General features: G+C 61.8%; 15 protein-coding genes. 5 read left to right on the top strand and 10 right to left on the bottom strand.

What is annotated here, in order from left to right; translation table 11 throughout:
• Positions 1-133: 133 nt before the first annotated feature.
• Positions 134-637: an FxDxF family PEP-CTERM protein gene (locus tag LNV09_RS23245; protein ID WP_263559446.1), complete on the top strand. Its 504-nt coding sequence runs from the start codon at positions 134-136 to the stop codon at positions 635-637.
• Between the two features lie 97 nt (positions 638-734).
• Here LNV09_RS23245 and LNV09_RS23240 read toward each other — a convergent pair whose 3' ends face one another.
• From LNV09_RS23240 to LNV09_RS23230, 3 genes are all read right to left on the bottom strand, one after another.
• On the bottom strand, positions 735-1,415 hold the full coding sequence (locus LNV09_RS23240; RefSeq protein WP_263559445.1) for a glutathione S-transferase family protein: 681 nt from the start codon (positions 1,413-1,415) through the stop codon (positions 735-737).
• Positions 1,416-1,510: 95 nt separating this feature from the next.
• The gene (locus LNV09_RS23235) at positions 1,511-2,482 is read right to left on the bottom strand and encodes a complex I NDUFA9 subunit family protein (protein WP_318023320.1); all 972 of its coding nucleotides are present in this window, start codon (positions 2,480-2,482) and stop codon (positions 1,511-1,513) included.
• The gene (locus LNV09_RS23230; protein ID WP_263559444.1) at positions 2,482-4,473 is read right to left on the bottom strand and encodes a lytic transglycosylase domain-containing protein; all 1,992 of its coding nucleotides are present in this window, start codon (positions 4,471-4,473) and stop codon (positions 2,482-2,484) included. The genes LNV09_RS23235 and LNV09_RS23230 overlap by 1 nt, the downstream gene beginning before the upstream one ends.
• Before the next feature lie 107 nt (positions 4,474-4,580).
• On the opposite strand from LNV09_RS23230, the gene LNV09_RS23225 reads away from it, so the two are divergent.
• A complete protein-coding gene (locus LNV09_RS23225) occupies positions 4,581-5,195 on the top strand; it encodes a 5-formyltetrahydrofolate cyclo-ligase (RefSeq protein WP_263559443.1) in 615 nt (204 codons plus the stop codon).
• On the opposite strand, the gene LNV09_RS23220 is transcribed toward LNV09_RS23225, so the two are convergent.
• Positions 5,192-6,175, bottom strand: coding sequence for a LysR substrate-binding domain-containing protein (locus tag LNV09_RS23220; protein WP_263559442.1), 984 nt, complete (start codon positions 6,173-6,175; stop codon positions 5,192-5,194). The two genes, LNV09_RS23225 and LNV09_RS23220, sit on opposite strands and share 4 nt — an antisense overlap.
• A 113-nt stretch (positions 6,176-6,288) precedes the next feature.
• Here LNV09_RS23220 and LNV09_RS23215 point away from each other — a divergent pair, with 113 nt between their 5' ends.
• Complete coding sequence (locus LNV09_RS23215) at positions 6,289-6,576, top strand: DUF2917 domain-containing protein (protein ID WP_263559441.1); 288 nt, start codon at positions 6,289-6,291, stop codon at positions 6,574-6,576.
• On the opposite strand, the gene LNV09_RS23210 is transcribed toward LNV09_RS23215, so the two are convergent.
• Together LNV09_RS23210 and LNV09_RS23205 are read right to left on the bottom strand one after the other, a co-directional pair.
• Positions 6,545-7,474: a class I SAM-dependent methyltransferase gene (locus LNV09_RS23210; RefSeq protein ID WP_263559440.1), complete on the bottom strand. Its 930-nt coding sequence runs from the start codon at positions 7,472-7,474 to the stop codon at positions 6,545-6,547. The genes LNV09_RS23215 and LNV09_RS23210 overlap by 32 nt on opposite strands.
• A gap of 26 nt (positions 7,475-7,500) precedes the next feature.
• Positions 7,501-7,875: a TfoX/Sxy family protein gene (locus LNV09_RS23205; RefSeq protein ID WP_263559439.1), complete on the bottom strand. Its 375-nt coding sequence runs from the start codon at positions 7,873-7,875 to the stop codon at positions 7,501-7,503.
• Between the two features lie 130 nt (positions 7,876-8,005).
• Here LNV09_RS23205 and LNV09_RS23200 point away from each other — a divergent pair, with 130 nt between their 5' ends.
• Positions 8,006-8,569: a 5-formyltetrahydrofolate cyclo-ligase gene (locus LNV09_RS23200; RefSeq protein WP_263559507.1), complete on the top strand. Its 564-nt coding sequence runs from the start codon at positions 8,006-8,008 to the stop codon at positions 8,567-8,569.
• Positions 8,570-8,579: 10 nt separating this feature from the next.
• A complete protein-coding gene (gene pepQ, locus LNV09_RS23195) occupies positions 8,580-9,887 on the top strand; it encodes a Xaa-Pro dipeptidase (protein ID WP_263559438.1) in 1,308 nt (435 codons plus the stop codon).
• A 60-nt stretch (positions 9,888-9,947) separates the two neighbouring features.
• Here pepQ and LNV09_RS23190 read toward each other — a convergent pair whose 3' ends face one another.
• From LNV09_RS23190 to ahcY, 4 genes are all read right to left on the bottom strand, one after another.
• Entirely contained in the window at positions 9,948-10,616 is a 669-nt protein-coding gene (locus tag LNV09_RS23190; RefSeq protein ID WP_263559437.1) for an OmpW/AlkL family protein, read from the bottom strand.
• Positions 10,617-10,746: 130 nt separating this feature from the next.
• Positions 10,747-11,598: a methylenetetrahydrofolate reductase [NAD(P)H] gene (gene metF / locus LNV09_RS23185; protein WP_263559436.1), complete on the bottom strand. Its 852-nt coding sequence runs from the start codon at positions 11,596-11,598 to the stop codon at positions 10,747-10,749.
• Positions 11,595-12,371 carry a TlyA family RNA methyltransferase gene (locus LNV09_RS23180; protein WP_263559435.1) on the bottom strand — a complete coding sequence of 259 codons (777 nt, stop codon included), beginning with the start codon at positions 12,369-12,371 and terminating at the stop codon, positions 11,595-11,597. The genes metF and LNV09_RS23180 overlap by 4 nt, the downstream gene beginning before the upstream one ends.
• 142 nt (positions 12,372-12,513) lie before the next feature.
• On the bottom strand, positions 12,514-13,944 hold the full coding sequence (gene ahcY / locus LNV09_RS23175) for an adenosylhomocysteinase (protein WP_263559434.1): 1,431 nt from the start codon (positions 13,942-13,944) through the stop codon (positions 12,514-12,516).
• Positions 13,945-14,000 lie beyond the last annotated feature (56 nt).

Genomic DNA, 14,000 nt, shown 5'->3' with positions numbered 1-14,000 from the left:
CTAAAGTGATTTATAAGCCGAATCCCCCCCAACTAGGGGGTGCCCGAACTAGGCGCAGCGGCTACATTGTGACCTGAGCGTTTTAACAGTTTCGTGCCTCCACTTGAGGTGCGGCTACTTCAAGGGAAATAATATGACACTGAATTTTGCTAAGTCCGCTGTTGCGGCTCTGTTTGTGATCGGTGCTGCAGCAGCGCAGGCCGCCACTCCTATCGTCTTGTCGCCTATTGACGCAACGACTTTTGCTGGCAGCTTTGGCGGCAACCAAGCCATCAATACCTTCACTTTGGACCTGACCGGTCTGGGCCCAATCACTCAGCTGAATAGCTTCGTTACCGCCAACTTCTCCGGAGCTGGTTACGATGTGACCGGCGTGACCTTTGATGGCAATCTGTTCACTCCGGTGATCGATTTCTCCGTACCGGGTTTCGGCGTTGACGTCTGGCAATACCTGGTGCCAACCGTGACCAACACGGTTCACACCATTGTTGTTACCGGCAAAGCCATTGGCGGCTCTACCGTTGGGTTCACAGGCTCGATCGCCGTGACGGCCGTTCCTGAGCCAACCACCTACGCCCTGCTGTTGGGTGGCCTGGGTGTTGTTGGTTTCGTGGCCCGCCGTCGCAAGGCTGACTAAGCATTAGATAAAACAGATATCGGGCCGCAAGGCTCGATGGATGTGAAATAAAGAGCGCCCTAGAGGCGCTCTTTGTCTTTGGCGGATAGAAATGGGGTCAGGCCTGTTGCCGATAGGGCTCTTCGAAGTCCAGGAAATCCTGCTCGGCGAGGGCATCCTGGACCCAGGCAGCGACGGCCGGATGCTGCTCGACAGCCTTTGCATAGGCCGCGCCCGTAGCACTCAGCGGCAGGCCGTAGCGCGTGATGCGCATCACGACCGGGGCGAAGTAGGCGTCGGTGGCCCCAAAGGCGCCAAACAGATAGGGTCCGCCGCTGGCGGCCAGCGCCTCGCTCCAGATTGCTTCCATGCGCGCCAGGTCGCTGTGCAGCCCCGGCTCGGTGCTCAGCAGTTTGGCGCCGACTTCGCGCAGATCGGCGTCGATATTCATCGGACACAGACCGCGCAGCTTGCCAAAACCGCAATGCATTTCGGCGCACAGACTGCGGGCACGGGCGCGCTGGCGGGCGTCTTGCGGCCAGATCGCATGCTCGGGGTGCAGCTCGGCGATCGCTTCGGTGATCGCCAAGGTGTCCCAGACCGCAAAACCGTCGTCTTCGACCAGGACCGGCACCTTGGCCGTCGGTGTGACCGGGTTCAGCGCTTGGTAAAAAGCCGAACCCGGCGTGAAGTCAAAGCGCAGCTTGACCTCCTCAAAGGGGATGCCGAAGGCCTTCAGCAGCACCCAGGGCCGCATCGACCAGGACGAGTAATTTTTGTTGCCGATATAGAGTTTCATGTCCCGTCACCTCTCAAAAAATAGAAGGCTGAGCATAGTCAAGTGGCGACCTCTGATGGGTGAGGTTTATGCAAGGCATTGATGTCGCAAGAGCATCAATGCCTTGCCGCCCGCCAAGCCTCCAGGCGAGCACATCCTTGGCCTGCGCTCAGGTAACTGGGTACGACGGCGGCAATCGATTGAGGGCTTAGCCCCAAGGTTTCAAGCCCCGGCAACAAGCCGCTGGCGACATTGGCAACCCGCATGGATGCAAGATTGTCGCGTGACATCAACGGCTCGCCCGGCATCAATTCCATCGCCACCGCCTGCGCCCAGGCCAAAGGCGCGGGCAGCGCAAAGATGGGCCGCGCATGGCCGCTGATCTGCCCGGCAAGGTGCGCAATGTCTGCCAGACTCAGTACTTGTGGCCCGGCCAGCTCGAAGGTCTGGCCGGCCGTGCTGCCGTCAAGCACGCAGGCGACGATGGCGGCGGCCACATCCTCCACCCAGACCGGCTGGAATTTGACGTGCGCCCCTGCCAGCGGCAAGACCGGGAAGACCGCTTGCAACTTGGCAAACAGATTGACAAAGTGGTCGCCGGCGCCGAACACCACCGAGGGGCGCAGCAATGTCAGGTCCAAATTCGCCCCGCGCAACACGGCCTCGCCCGCAGCCTTGGAGCGCAAGTAGCGCGATGGTGCAGGCTGGCCATCGTCAGCGACGCCAAGGGCGCTGACATGGATCAAGCGGCGCAAGCCAGTCGCCGCACAAACCTTGGCCAAGTGGCGCGGCAAAGCCACATGCGCGCGCTCAAACTGGGCCTCGCTGCCTTGCAAAATAGCGATCAGATTGATCACCAAATCATGGCCGGTCAGCAGGCTTTCCAGCTGACCGGCTTGATGCACATCGGCCTGCAACACGGTCAGCCCTGGCAGACCTTGGATTGCTTGCGCATGGCTCAAGCGACGCGTCGGCACGGTGATGCGAGCGCGCCCGCCGTAAGCCCGAATGAGCTGCTCACACAGGCTGCGCCCGATGAAACCACTGCCGCCCAAAATCAGGATATTCGGATTTGTCATGCTCACCATCATTGTTGCTCCTCCGGTGTGATGTTGGGGCTGCTCTCGCGCGGACCGATTGGCGGACCCAGTCGCTTGCGCACGCTGGTGTTGTCCAGGCCCAAAACTTGGGCATAGAGGGCCGAATTGGTCAGCACTTTTTTGACATAGTCACGGGTCTCGTTGAAGGGGATGTTCTCGGCCCAGACTGCGGCCTCCAAAACGGCGCCTTCGCGCCAGCGCCGGGGGCGTCCAGGACCTGCGTTATAGGCCGCAGCCGCCATCGCCATCGAACCGCCAAAGTCATCCAGCACCAGCTTCAAGTAGCTGGCGCCAATCTTGATGTTGAAGTCGCGCTCCAGCATGTATTCGGGCCGAAACTCGGCGCCAATTTTCTTGGCCGTCCAGCGCGCGGTGGCCGGCATCACCTGCATCAAACCCGAGGCGCCGACATGCGAACGCGCATCCATCACAAAACGCGATTCCTGCCTGACCAAGCCGTAGACATAGGCCGGGTCAACTCCGACCTCGCGCGACTTGGCCAGCAATTGCTGGCGATGCGGCGTCGGGAAGCGTTGGTTCATATCGATCTCAACGCGGCTGCGCTCGCTGGTGTTGATGCAGCGATCCCAGATTTCGCGATCGCAGGCCTCTTGGGCTGCGGCGCGCAACTCGCGGTCGCTCATGCGCATAAGGCTGAAGTTCCATTCTCTAACGCCTTCATTGCGCAGGCCGATATCGATCAGCAGCAGCGCGCTGTTCAAGCCGGCATGGGTTTGAGCTTGTTTGCGCTCGGCCGCCGTCAAGGGACTTGGCGTGGCGGGCATCTGCAGGGTCAGGCCGAGTTCCTCGCCGGCCAAGCGGCCATAAAAAGTCAGCGGTGAAACGGTGGCTTGCAGCAGGCTGCGCGCTTCGGCGCGGATCGCCTCCCCAGGCGCACCGTCGGCAGCACTTGCCAGCAGCGCCCGCGCCCGCCAGAACTGCCAGGTGGGATCGGCTTGATCGGCCGGGCTCATTTTGCCCAAGACGCGCAGCACTTGTGGCCAATCGCCGGCGCGCATGGCGGCGCGGGCGGCCCAGGCCCAGGTCTCGCTGCTCCATTCGGGCGGCTGTTGCTGCTGGTGTTTGGCCTGCTGCTTGAATGCGCGCTCGAAATAGTCGTTAGCTTCGGGTTGCAGTTTGAATGCAGCCTGGCGACCGATTTGCGCCCAGGTCCAGGCGGCCAAATCATGCGGCAATTCGGCCTCCCAGCGCTTGAACATCAGTTCCGCCGCCTGGGCCGGATCACTGGCCGCGACGCGCATCAGTGCCAAGCTCGCCAATTCGGTGTGGGTGCGTGGGCCGCCTTTGGCCTTGCGGTTGATGTAGCGCGCGGGATTGTCTTGTAGCTCGGCCAAGGCCAGCTCGACCGGTTTGCCGAGCAGGCTGGCCGCTTGTTTGGCGGCGCGCGGACGCTGCGCCTCGACGCTCAGGCGCAACTTCAGCCAAGCATCGGCTTGGCCAAGCTGTTTGGCGTCGAGCAGGGTAGCGGCCAGCAACTGGCAGCCGTCGTCGCCGTCGCGCTGAGCCAGCCAGTTTGAACGCGCCTGCTCGATCACATTGCGCCCGTTCAGGTGTTCGATCAGCAAGGCATAGCAGGCCACCTCGCGGTCATCGCGCATCTGGAAACGCGGATGATCAATGGCGAAGTTCTTCCAGTCACGCCTGCGCCCCAACTCCAGCAGCCAGTCATTGCGCAGCCTGTCCTCGACATATGTGCCCGGCCAGCGGGCATAAAAAGCCGTCACCTCGGCTTGGCTGACTTCGCCCAGGCGCAGGCCCAACTCCCAATAGGCGATCCAAGGTGCCAGCGGGTGGCGCTGCGCTTGCGCGAGCTCGTTGATGGCACTCAAGCGTTTGCGATCTTTGCGGCGCTGGGCGTCGTGGGCCTCCAGGACGAGATCAGGCTGGGTCAGTGCAGCGGTGGTTTGCGCCTGGGCGCGGTCATGAGTTCCAAGCGACAGGCTCAAGGTCAGTGCCATTGCGCCTAGCGCTCCATATACTGCTAAAAAATTCCGCTTGCGCATCAAAGGGTACCGTGTCCAGTTTTCAATCAACATCTCCATCGCTTCCGCACGAGCGCCCGGCTTTGCGGACCCATTTGCTGACCCAGCGAGCTGCCTGGGCCGCCACCCCCGCAGCGCATGCCGCTGCCGGCAGTCTGGGGCAGCATTTGCGCCACTTGCTGGAACAGCTGGAGCCGCAATGCCTGGGCCTGTTTTGGCCGCTTGAGGGGGAATTTAACGCAGCCGAGCACTTGTTGGCACTATTGGCGCCAGTAAACCTTGGGGCCCATGAAGGTTCACCATCGAATCCGGCCCTTGAGGAGGACTGGGCGGACTCCGAAACCGCGCCGCCCGAGCCCATGCAATGGGCGCTGCCCTTTGCCTACAAGTCGCCGCGCCGCATGGACTATCGGCGTTGGGATGGGCAAACGCCGAGCGCGCAAGATGAATGCGGCATCGGCAGCAGCAAGGGCGCGGTGGTGGTGCCGGACGTGGTGCTGGTGCCCTGCGTGGGGTTCACGCGCGAAGGCTACCGCCTTGGCTATGGCGGCGGCTATTTCGACCGCTGGCTGGCGGCGCATCCGGGCGTCACCAGCATTGGCTTGGCTTGGTCCTTTGCAGAGTGTCACTTCGCGGCCGAGCCGCATGACCAGCCGCTGACCTTGGTGTTGACCGAGCGCGAAGTCATCTCACCTTAGGGCCTTGTCTCGCCGATATCGATGCGCGCTTGCGCCGCTTGTGCCAGCAGCCAGTCATTGAACAACACGATTTCGGGCCGATTTTTGCTGTGCCGCGACAGCAGCAGCCAGTAAGCAATCGGGCTGCTCATGCGGCCGGCCGGGCCGAAGGGTTCGATCAGGTCGCCACGCTGCAGCTGCTCGCTGACCAAGGCGACCCGGGCCAGCGCCACCGCTTGTCCGCCCAGGGCCGCTTGAACCTGCTGGTAGGTGAAGTTCAGATACATCCAGCGGCGCGGCTGCAAATCGGCCACCCCGTGTTCGCGCAACCAGCGACGCCAACCCAGAAACTCCGCCGTCGGGCGCTGATCGTCTTCCTCTGCCAAGGTGTAGTGGGCCAAGTCGGCCGGCTGGCGCAGTGGCGGGCGCTCGCCCTGCTCGCCTTGGGACGACAACCAGCGGCTCACGGCCGGCGTCAGCGTCTCCCCGAACAGGCGCTCCGCCCCTGGCGGAGTATTGCCAGCCGCCGTGTAGCGCAAGGCGATGTCGAACTCGCTGTCGTCCAGGTCTATCACCTGATCGTTGGCCGAGACGCGGATGTCGATGTCCGGATGCTCGCGTTGAAAGGCCTCTAACCTCGGAATTAACCAGAGCGAGGCGAAGGATGCAAAAGTGGTCACATTGACGACTCGGCGGCCGCGCGCCTGGCGCAACTGGCGCACCGTTTGGTCAAGCCGTTCCAGCGCGGCGATCGTGGTTGTTTGCAGCGCCGCACCGTCGCTGGTCAATTCGACATGGCGGGTTCCGCGCAAAAACAAACTGAAGCCGAGTTCCTCTTCGAGCGAGCGGATCTGCCGGCTGATCGCTGACTGAGTCAAGAACAACTCATCCGCCGCGCCGCGAAAGCTCAAAAGCCGCGCCACCGCCTCGAAGGCGCGTAGTGGACCGACCGAGAGTGGGCGTTGGCGAGTTGGCTTTGGCGGCGACGTGGCTTGATTCATGCGTGAATGGTATCAATGCTGTGCGCCCATCTCATTGGACGCCGGCGCGGGCAATCCCTAGTATTCATCTCCAGAGGCGGCAACCGTGGGTCGCCAAAACCGGAGTTGAAATAATGAGCCATTCGCAAGCATTGTGGTCCCTGTCGCAGGGTGAGGCCTTGAGCCTGGAGATCGGTCCGGGCGCGCGCGAGTTGGCTGTTGCCAAGGGGCGGGTTTGGTTGACGCGCCAGGGCAGGGCGCAAGCGCCGGCCGAAGATGTGTGGCTGGAGGCCGGCCAAAGCGTGGCGCTGGCCAGCGGCAGCCGGGTCGTGCTGGAGGCTTGGCCGCAGGCCGCCTTTCAATTGCTGGTGCCGCCGGCCGGCTGCCTAACTAATCGGCCGCCTTGTAAATCAGCACCTTGAGCGAGCGGTCGTCGGAAATATCGGCAAACTCGGCCGGGTTGGCCACGCGCTGCACGAACTTGAGCTCGGGCGCCAACTCTTGCATTTGATCTTGCAGAAAAGCAAGGCCCAGCTTGGGCGTATTCAGGCAGAGCATTGCGTGGCCGCCCGGCGCCAAGAGAGCGGGCAGGCGGCGCAGCAGGCGGGCGTAATCCTTGGTCGCGACGAAGCTGCCTTTTTGGAAGCTGGGCGGATCAAGGATGATCAGGTCATAGGGGCCGCTGCGCATGATCTTGCCCCAGGAATTGAAAATGTCGTGGGCCAGGAAGCTGGCTCGTTTGGACGAATCTTCCAAACCGTTCAGACGGTGGTTTTGCCGCCCGATATTGAGGGCGCCGCTGCTCATGTCTACGTTGACCACGCTGCCGGCTCCGGCCTGCAGCGCCACCACCGAGAAGGCACAGGTGTAGGCAAAAAGGTTCAGCACCTGGGCGCCGGGGCGCGTCTGCACATGCTCGCTGACCCAGCGCCGTCCAGCGGCCATGTCGAGAAAGAGGCCGTGGTTTTGACCCCTCAGCAAGTGCACCAGATAACGCGTTTTTTGTTCGGATACCGAATGTGGCTCGGGCACGCTGCCGGCCAGCAGCCGAGTCTCGCTGCGGCCTTCGTCGCGGTATTGAAAGACCAGCTTGAGCGGCTGATCGGGGGCCAGTTCTTGCCAGCGGGCTGCCAGGGCTGCCTGAATGAGGCCCAATTCATGCCCCGTCGCGGGCTGAAAGCTGGTCAACAAAAAAACTGGCGGGAAGCTGTCCAGCGCCCATTGCTCGCAGCCCGGGAAGAGTCCGCCCCGGCCATGAAAGATGCGCTGGGCGTCAGCGGGCAGGGCCATCGTGGCGATGGCGTTCAGCATTGCGTGCATAGGGGCGAGGCCAAACGTGAGTGGCGCTACGATTTGTTCTTGGCCCTCATTCTCGCCTTTGGCTTCGCCGCGCCGGTCTTGGCTCGCAAGGCCGCGCCGAGGGCCAAGCGGCCCCAGGCCTCCATCAGCGCCGGGGACTCCATCGCTTCTTCGGGTGCGACGAAATAGCCCAGAGTCATGAGCTGACCCTCGCGCTCGTATTGAAACGGCGCGCAGCCGGCCGCCAAGAACTCCGGGCGGGTTTGCGCGTCGGCCTTCAAATAGAGTTGATCGAAGGCGATGATGGCGATGAAATAGTCGTCTACGTAAATGCCCCAGCCCCCAAACATGCGGCGGCTTCGCAGCGCCCCAAGTGGTGCCAGCATTTCCAGGCTGTGATGGAGCAGTTCTTTACTGGACATGGGTCAAATATAGGGTCTGAACGGACGGTAGTTGCCGCCGGTCTGCCCACACAATCGGGGGCAGCGGCCGACAGGTTTCATTGAGTCAATATTGGCCAGCAGTTTCTTGTGGGAGGAATTGTCCGTGGATATGAATGATCGCAGCGTTTTGCGCCACAAGCTGATCCAGGCGCGCCTGGATTTGCCCAATCGTCTAGAGCTGGCCGAGCATTTGCAGGAAGTGTTGCGCGTCTGGCTCTTACGGCGAGCCGAGCTCACGATTGGCGCTTATTGGCCCATCAAGGGCGAGTTCGACCCCTTGCCGGCGCTCTACCGCTGGGGCGAGGACCATCCCGAGCGCAGGATAGGTTTGCCGGTGGTGGACAAGGCCCAAGGCACGCTGCGCTTTCATGTCTGGTATCCGGGCTGCCCGATGGAGGAGGACGCGTATGGCATCCCCAAGCCCAAGGACACCGAGGTGTTTGAGCCTCAACTGCTGCTGGTGCCCTGTATTGGCTTCGGCCCTTGTGGCCTGCGGCTGGGTTATGGCGGCGGCTTTATGGACCGCACCTTGGCGGCCCTGCAGCCGCGCCCGGCCACGGCGGGCATTGGTTATGCGCATGGCTTTCAGCCGATGCTGAAGGCGCAGTCGCATGATGTTCCTCTGGATGCGATGCTGACCGAGGAAGGCGTGGTATGGGACCGCAATGGTTGAGAATGCGGGTATGAATACTTACGCACAACACCTGACCTTGCTGCAGGCCCAGGCCGAAAGCGCCTTGGCACGCACGGGCTTCGACGCGATGCTGATTGCCTCGGGCATCGAGAAATACGCGTTTATGGATGACCGGCCCTATCTGTTTCAAGCCAATCCGCATTTCAAACATTGGCTTCCTTTGACCAATCACCCGAACAGCTGGGTGCTGGTGCGGCCTGGCCACAAACCGCGTGTCGTCTACTACCAACCCGACGACTACTGGCATGTGCCGCCAAGCAGCCCGACCGGCGAATGGGTCGATCTGGTCGAGTTGATCATCATCAGCCGGGCTGAAGATGCGGCCGCGCATCTGAAAGCGGCCGGTCGCTTGGCCATCATCGGCGAGGCGGATGCAGGCTTGGATGGCCTGCTGCCGAATAACCCGCCCGACCTGCTGAACCTGCTGCATTTCCAGCGTGCACGCAAGAACGGCTATGAGTTGGACCAGATGCGAGGCGCCTCACGCCGCGCCGCACCCGCGCACCTGGCCGCGCGTGATGCCTTTCTGGCCGGCGTCTCAGAGGCCGAAATTCACCGGGCCTATTTGGTCGCTGCCGGTCACACCGATCGGGACTTGCCTTACGGCAATATCGTGGCGCTGAACGAACACTGTGCCGTGCTGCACTACCAGTATCAGGATGTGCAGCGCCCGGCCGAAAGCCGCTCCTTCCTGATTGATGCCGGAGCGCAGGTCAATGGCTATGCCTCTGACATCACGCGCACCTGGAGCCGTGGTGGCGACGCCGACTTCGACGCGCTGCTGGCGGCAATGGAAGTCGCTCAGCTGGCGCTGGTGGATGAGGTGCGCGACGGCGTGGATTACCGGGACATCCACCTCAGCACGCATCGCCACTTGGCAGCGGTCTTGCAATCGCAGGGCATTGTCAACATGAGCACCGAGGCTATGCTGGAGCAGCGCGTCACCTCGATCTTCATGCCGCACGGCATCGGCCATTTGTTGGGCCTGCAAGTACATGACATTGGCGGCTTCATGGCCGATGAGAGCGGCGCTGTGGCGCCCAAGCCCGAGGGCCACCCTTATCTGCGGCTGACTCGCAAGCTGCAAGCCGGCATGGTGGTGACGATTGAGCCGGGCCTGTATTTCATCCCGACGCTGTTGCGCCAGCTGCGTGCCAGTCCTGCAGCAGCTGCGGTCAATTGGCCTTTGGTCGAGCACCTGAGCCGATTTGGCGGCATTCGCATCGAGGATGATGTGGTGTGTCGGGCCGAAGGTGGGCCGGAGAATATGACGAGAGATGCGTTCGCGGCGCTTTGAGAAAGCGAAAAGCCGCTGCGCCCAATTTGGGCCACAGCGGCTTTGCTTGGTGAGGCAGGCTTAGAAGCGCATGCCCAGGCCAACGCCGACCAACAGCGGATCAACCTTGAACTCGCCAATATCAGCACCGTTGGAGTAAACGGTGGTCTTGATCTGAACCTTCTTGATGTCCACGTTCAGATACAGATTTTTGGCGACTTCGATGTCGGCGCCAATCTGTGCCGACAGACCCCAGCTGTTGTGCTTCAGGCCCAGCTTCAGTGCGGCAACATTGGCGTCAAACTGCACGTCCGAGATATTGGTGTAGTTCACGCCCAAGCCGACATAGGGGCGGAACATGCTGGTGGGGCTGAAGTGGTATTGCGCACTCAGCGTAGGGGGCAGATGCTTGAAGCTGCCGATCTTGCCCACGCCGGTGACCGACAGGTCTTGCTTTTGCGGGTAAGTCAGGATCAACTCGGCCGCAATATTGGGCGTGATGAAGTAGCTGATGTCCAGCTCAGGCAGCCATTTGTCATTGATCGATGCTTCGGCAGGCTTGCCGACGACGCTAGTCAGCGTGGCGGCCAACTTGTCGCTATTGTCATTGGCCGATTGCAGATGCACGGCGCGCACGCGCACCAGCCAAGGGCCTTCTTGTGCGCTCTGGGCCTGTGCCGAGAAGCTGGCCAAACCCAGGGCAGCCGTTGTGCAGACGCCAGCGATTGCTGCAGCAAAATTCTTGTTCATGGATCTACTTTCAAAAAGCCGGGAATAGCCCCGATGAAAGAGATTTGAATGCTGCCGAGGGGGTAAACCCTTGATCTAACGCAAAGTCAAAAAAGCCCTCGCTGGGAGGGCCATAGGGTTTTGACTTGGCTCAAGAAACTTCGCCTAGCTTGAGGCGTTTACACAACTCCAGCGTCAGACCCGATTGGTTCAGCGTATAGAAGTGGATGCTGGGCGCGCCGCCGGCAATCAGGCGCTCGCAGACCCGTGTCATCACGTCGAGCCCAAAGGCGCGGATCGAGGCAACGTCGTCCATATAGCCTTCCATCTTCAGCGCCACCCAGCGCGGAATCTCTATCCCGTCGCGCGCCGCGAATTGGGCGATGCGAGCGTAGTTGTGGAAGGGCATGATGCCGGGCACGATGGGCGCCGTAACGCCCAGCTTGCGGGCTTCGTCAACGAAGTTGAAGTAAGCGTCCGGGTTGAAGAAGAACTGTGTGATGGCCGAACTGGCGCCAGCCGCCATCTTGTCCGCGAAATGCTGCAAGTCCTTGGCCGCATAGCGTTGCTGCGGGTGGTACTCGGGGTAGGCCGCTACTTCGATCTGCCAGTCACTGCCTTGCGTCTCGCGGATAAAGGCCACCAACTCGGCCGCATAACGGAATTCACCGGCTGTCGCCGTGCCGCTGGGCAAATCGCCACGCAAAGCGACCACGCGGCGAATATTTTGCGCGCGGTAGGTGGCCAGGATTTCGGCGATGTTCTCGCGCGTGGATCCCACGCAAGACAGATGCGGCGCGGCCTCGAAGCCCGCGCGGGCGATGTCCATCACCGTGCTGAGTGTTTTGTCGCGGGTCGAGCCGCCGGCGCCATAGGTGACGCTGAAGTAATGCGGGTGCAAGACGCTGAGGTCTTGCACCACGGTCTTGAGCTTCTCTGTCCCGACCGGCGTGTTGGGCGGGAAGAACTCGAAGCTGACCGGAATTGATCTTGTGTTGCTCATGCGCTGTCTTTCTTGGTCTGCGGCGCTTGCGCCCAGAGAAAAAATTCCTTGTTGCCATCACCGCCGGTGATGGCGCTCTCAAAATAGCCCAGTACCTTCCAGCCCAGGGCTTTGGCGGCATCGCGGGCCTGGGTCTCCAGCAGCGGATATTGCTTGACGTCCTTGATCAAGCCACCGCGTGCCAGCGCCTTTTTCCCCAACTCGAACTGCGGTTTGACCAGCAGCAAGACCTGACCCTCGGATGCCAGCCATGGCGCCAGATGGGGCAGGGCCCCCAGCATCGAGATGAAGCTCAGATCGCCAACGATCAGCGCAAAGCCGCCCTTGGGCGCATGTTCGGTGAGCGCTGAGTCAGCCAGTTCGCGCACGTGCAGTTGCTCCAGCGCCACTACCTGCGGGTGCTGGCGCAGGGTTTCATGCAACTGGCTATGACCAACGTCAACGCCGACCACTTTGGCCGCGCCGGCCTTGAGCAGGCAGTCGCTGAAGCCGCCGGTGCTCTGTCCCATGTCCATTACGCACAAGCCGCTCACGTCCAGGCCGCTGTGCTTCAGCGCGCCTTCGAGCTTGAGACCGCCCCGCGAGACAAAGCGCAGTTCCGCGTCATCGCTGACGCGCAACTCGCCATGCTCGTTCAGGTCTTCACCCGCCTTGCGGATCGCCTGCCAGCCCGCCGGGCCCTGCCATTCAGCAGCGCCCGCCGTGATCAGGCGAGCGGCGGCCGACCGGGTCGGCGCCAGGCCTTTTGAAACTAACAGTTGGTCTGCGCGCATAAATATTCGATTCTCACGGGGCGTAGCGAGCGGTGCTCAGGCTAGGCGGACGGAGCACAGGAACCGGAACGTACTTCCTGTACGTGAGGATTCCGAGCACCGCCCAACGACGCCTGAGCGCCGCGCAGTAGCCCTAAGGCTATCAGTAGCGGTAGGTGTCGGCTTTGAAGGGACCGGTCTTGGGCACCCCGATATAAGCCGCCTGCTCATCCGTCAACTCGCTCAATTGCGCGTTCAGCGTCGTCAACTGCAAACGCGCCACCTTCTCGTCCAGATGCTTGGGCAGCACATAGACCTTGCCGATGTCATAGGCGTCCTTGTGCGCGAACAGCTCGATCTGGGCGATCGTCTGATTCGCGAAGCTCGACGACATCACATAGCTTGGGTGGCCGGTGCCGCAGCCCAAGTTCACCAAACGGCCCTTGGCCAGCAAGATGATGCGTTTTCCGTCCGGGAAGATCACGTGATCGACCTGTGGCTTGATCTCTTCCCACTCGTACTGTTCCAGCGATGCGACTTCGATCTCGTTGTCGAAATGGCCGATGTTGGACACGATGGCGTTGTGCTTCATCGCCAGCATGTGCTCGTGACGAATCACGTTCTTGTTGCCGGTGGTGGTGACGAAGATGTCGGCCTTGTCGGCCGCGTACTCCATCGTCACGACGCGGAAGCCTTCCATCGCTGCTTGCAGTGCGCAGATCGGGTCGATCTCGGTCACCCAGACTTGCGCCGACAACGCGCGCATCGCTTGTGCCGAGCCCTTGCCTACATCACCGTAACCGGCGATCACGGCGACCTTGCCGGCGATCATCACATCGGTGGCGCGCTTGATGCCGTCCACCAAGGACTCGCGGCAGCCATAGAGGTTGTCGAACTTGCTCTTGGTGACCGAGTCATTGACGTTGATCGCACGGAACAGGAGCTCGCCCTTGACCGACATTTCCTGCAGGCGGTGCACACCGGTGGTGGTCTCTTCGGTCACGCCGAGGATCTCGGCGCTCTTGCGGGTGTACCAGGTGCCGTCGACGGCGATCTTGGCCTTGATGGAGGCGAACAGCACGCGTTCTTCTTCGCTGCCCGGCTTGTCCAGCACGCTCAGATCCTTCTCGGCTTTTTGGCCCAGGTGCATCAAGAGCGTGGCGTCGCCGCCGTCGTCCAGAATCATGTTCGGGCCTTCGCCGGCCGTACCCTTGGCGCCGAAGTCAAAAATGCGATGCGTGTAGTCCCAGTAATCGGCCAGGGTCTCGCCCTTGTAGGCAAACACCGGTGTGCCGGCGGCGACCAAGGCAGCGGCGGCCTGGTCCTGGGTCGAGTAGATATTGCACGAGGCCCAGCGCACTTCGGCGCCCAGCGCCTGCAGCGTTTCCACCAGTACGGCAGTCTGGATCGTCATGTGCAGCGAGCCGGTGATGCGCGCGCCCTTGAGCGGCTGAGTCGTCGCGTATTCCTTGCGGATCGCCATCAGCGCAGGCATTTCATGCTCGGCGATATTGATTTCCTTGCGGCCCCAGGCGGCAAGGCTCAGGTCGGCGATATGGTATTGGTCTTTGGACAGGGATGTGGTGGCAGTCATGGCGAGCTCTTTCCTTCATGCAATCTATGAAGCCGCTGCCGTCGCCGTATGGGGGA

Origin of the sequence: Paucibacter sp. B2R-40 (genome assembly GCF_025717555.1) — a bacterium.
In the GTDB taxonomy this organism is placed as follows: Bacteria; Pseudomonadota; Gammaproteobacteria; order Burkholderiales; family Burkholderiaceae_C; genus Paucibacter_A.
Note: the sequence above shows the minus strand (reverse complement) of the source record. Positions and strands in the feature narration are given on the sequence as shown.

Bases quoted from the DNA above. Each gene is read 5' to 3' on its own strand.
- LNV09_RS23245 (WP_263559446.1), top strand. From the start codon at position 134: ATGACACTGAATTTTGCTAAGTCCGCTGTTGCGGCTCTGTTTGTGATC.
- LNV09_RS23240 (WP_263559445.1), bottom strand. From the start codon at position 1,415: ATGAAACTCTATATCGGCAACAAAAATTACTCGTCCTGGTCGATGCGG.
- LNV09_RS23235 (WP_318023320.1), bottom strand. From the start codon at position 2,482: ATGGTGAGCATGACAAATCCGAATATCCTGATTTTGGGCGGCAGTGGT.
- LNV09_RS23230 (WP_263559444.1), bottom strand. From the start codon at position 4,473: ATGGCACTGACCTTGAGCCTGTCGCTTGGAACTCATGACCGCGCCCAG.
- LNV09_RS23220 (WP_263559442.1), bottom strand. From the start codon at position 6,175: ATGAATCAAGCCACGTCGCCGCCAAAGCCAACTCGCCAACGCCCACTC.
- LNV09_RS23215 (WP_263559441.1), top strand. From the start codon at position 6,289: ATGAGCCATTCGCAAGCATTGTGGTCCCTGTCGCAGGGTGAGGCCTTG.
- LNV09_RS23210 (WP_263559440.1), bottom strand. From the start codon at position 7,474: ATGCACGCAATGCTGAACGCCATCGCCACGATGGCCCTGCCCGCTGAC.
- LNV09_RS23205 (WP_263559439.1), bottom strand. From the start codon at position 7,875: ATGTCCAGTAAAGAACTGCTCCATCACAGCCTGGAAATGCTGGCACCA.
- LNV09_RS23200 (WP_263559507.1), top strand. From the start codon at position 8,006: ATGAATGATCGCAGCGTTTTGCGCCACAAGCTGATCCAGGCGCGCCTG.
- pepQ (WP_263559438.1), top strand. From the start codon at position 8,580: ATGAATACTTACGCACAACACCTGACCTTGCTGCAGGCCCAGGCCGAA.
- LNV09_RS23190 (WP_263559437.1), bottom strand. From the start codon at position 10,616: ATGAACAAGAATTTTGCTGCAGCAATCGCTGGCGTCTGCACAACGGCT.
- metF (WP_263559436.1), bottom strand. From the start codon at position 11,598: ATGAGCAACACAAGATCAATTCCGGTCAGCTTCGAGTTCTTCCCGCCC.
- LNV09_RS23180 (WP_263559435.1), bottom strand. From the start codon at position 12,371: ATGCGCGCAGACCAACTGTTAGTTTCAAAAGGCCTGGCGCCGACCCGG.
- ahcY (WP_263559434.1), bottom strand. From the start codon at position 13,944: ATGACTGCCACCACATCCCTGTCCAAAGACCAATACCATATCGCCGAC.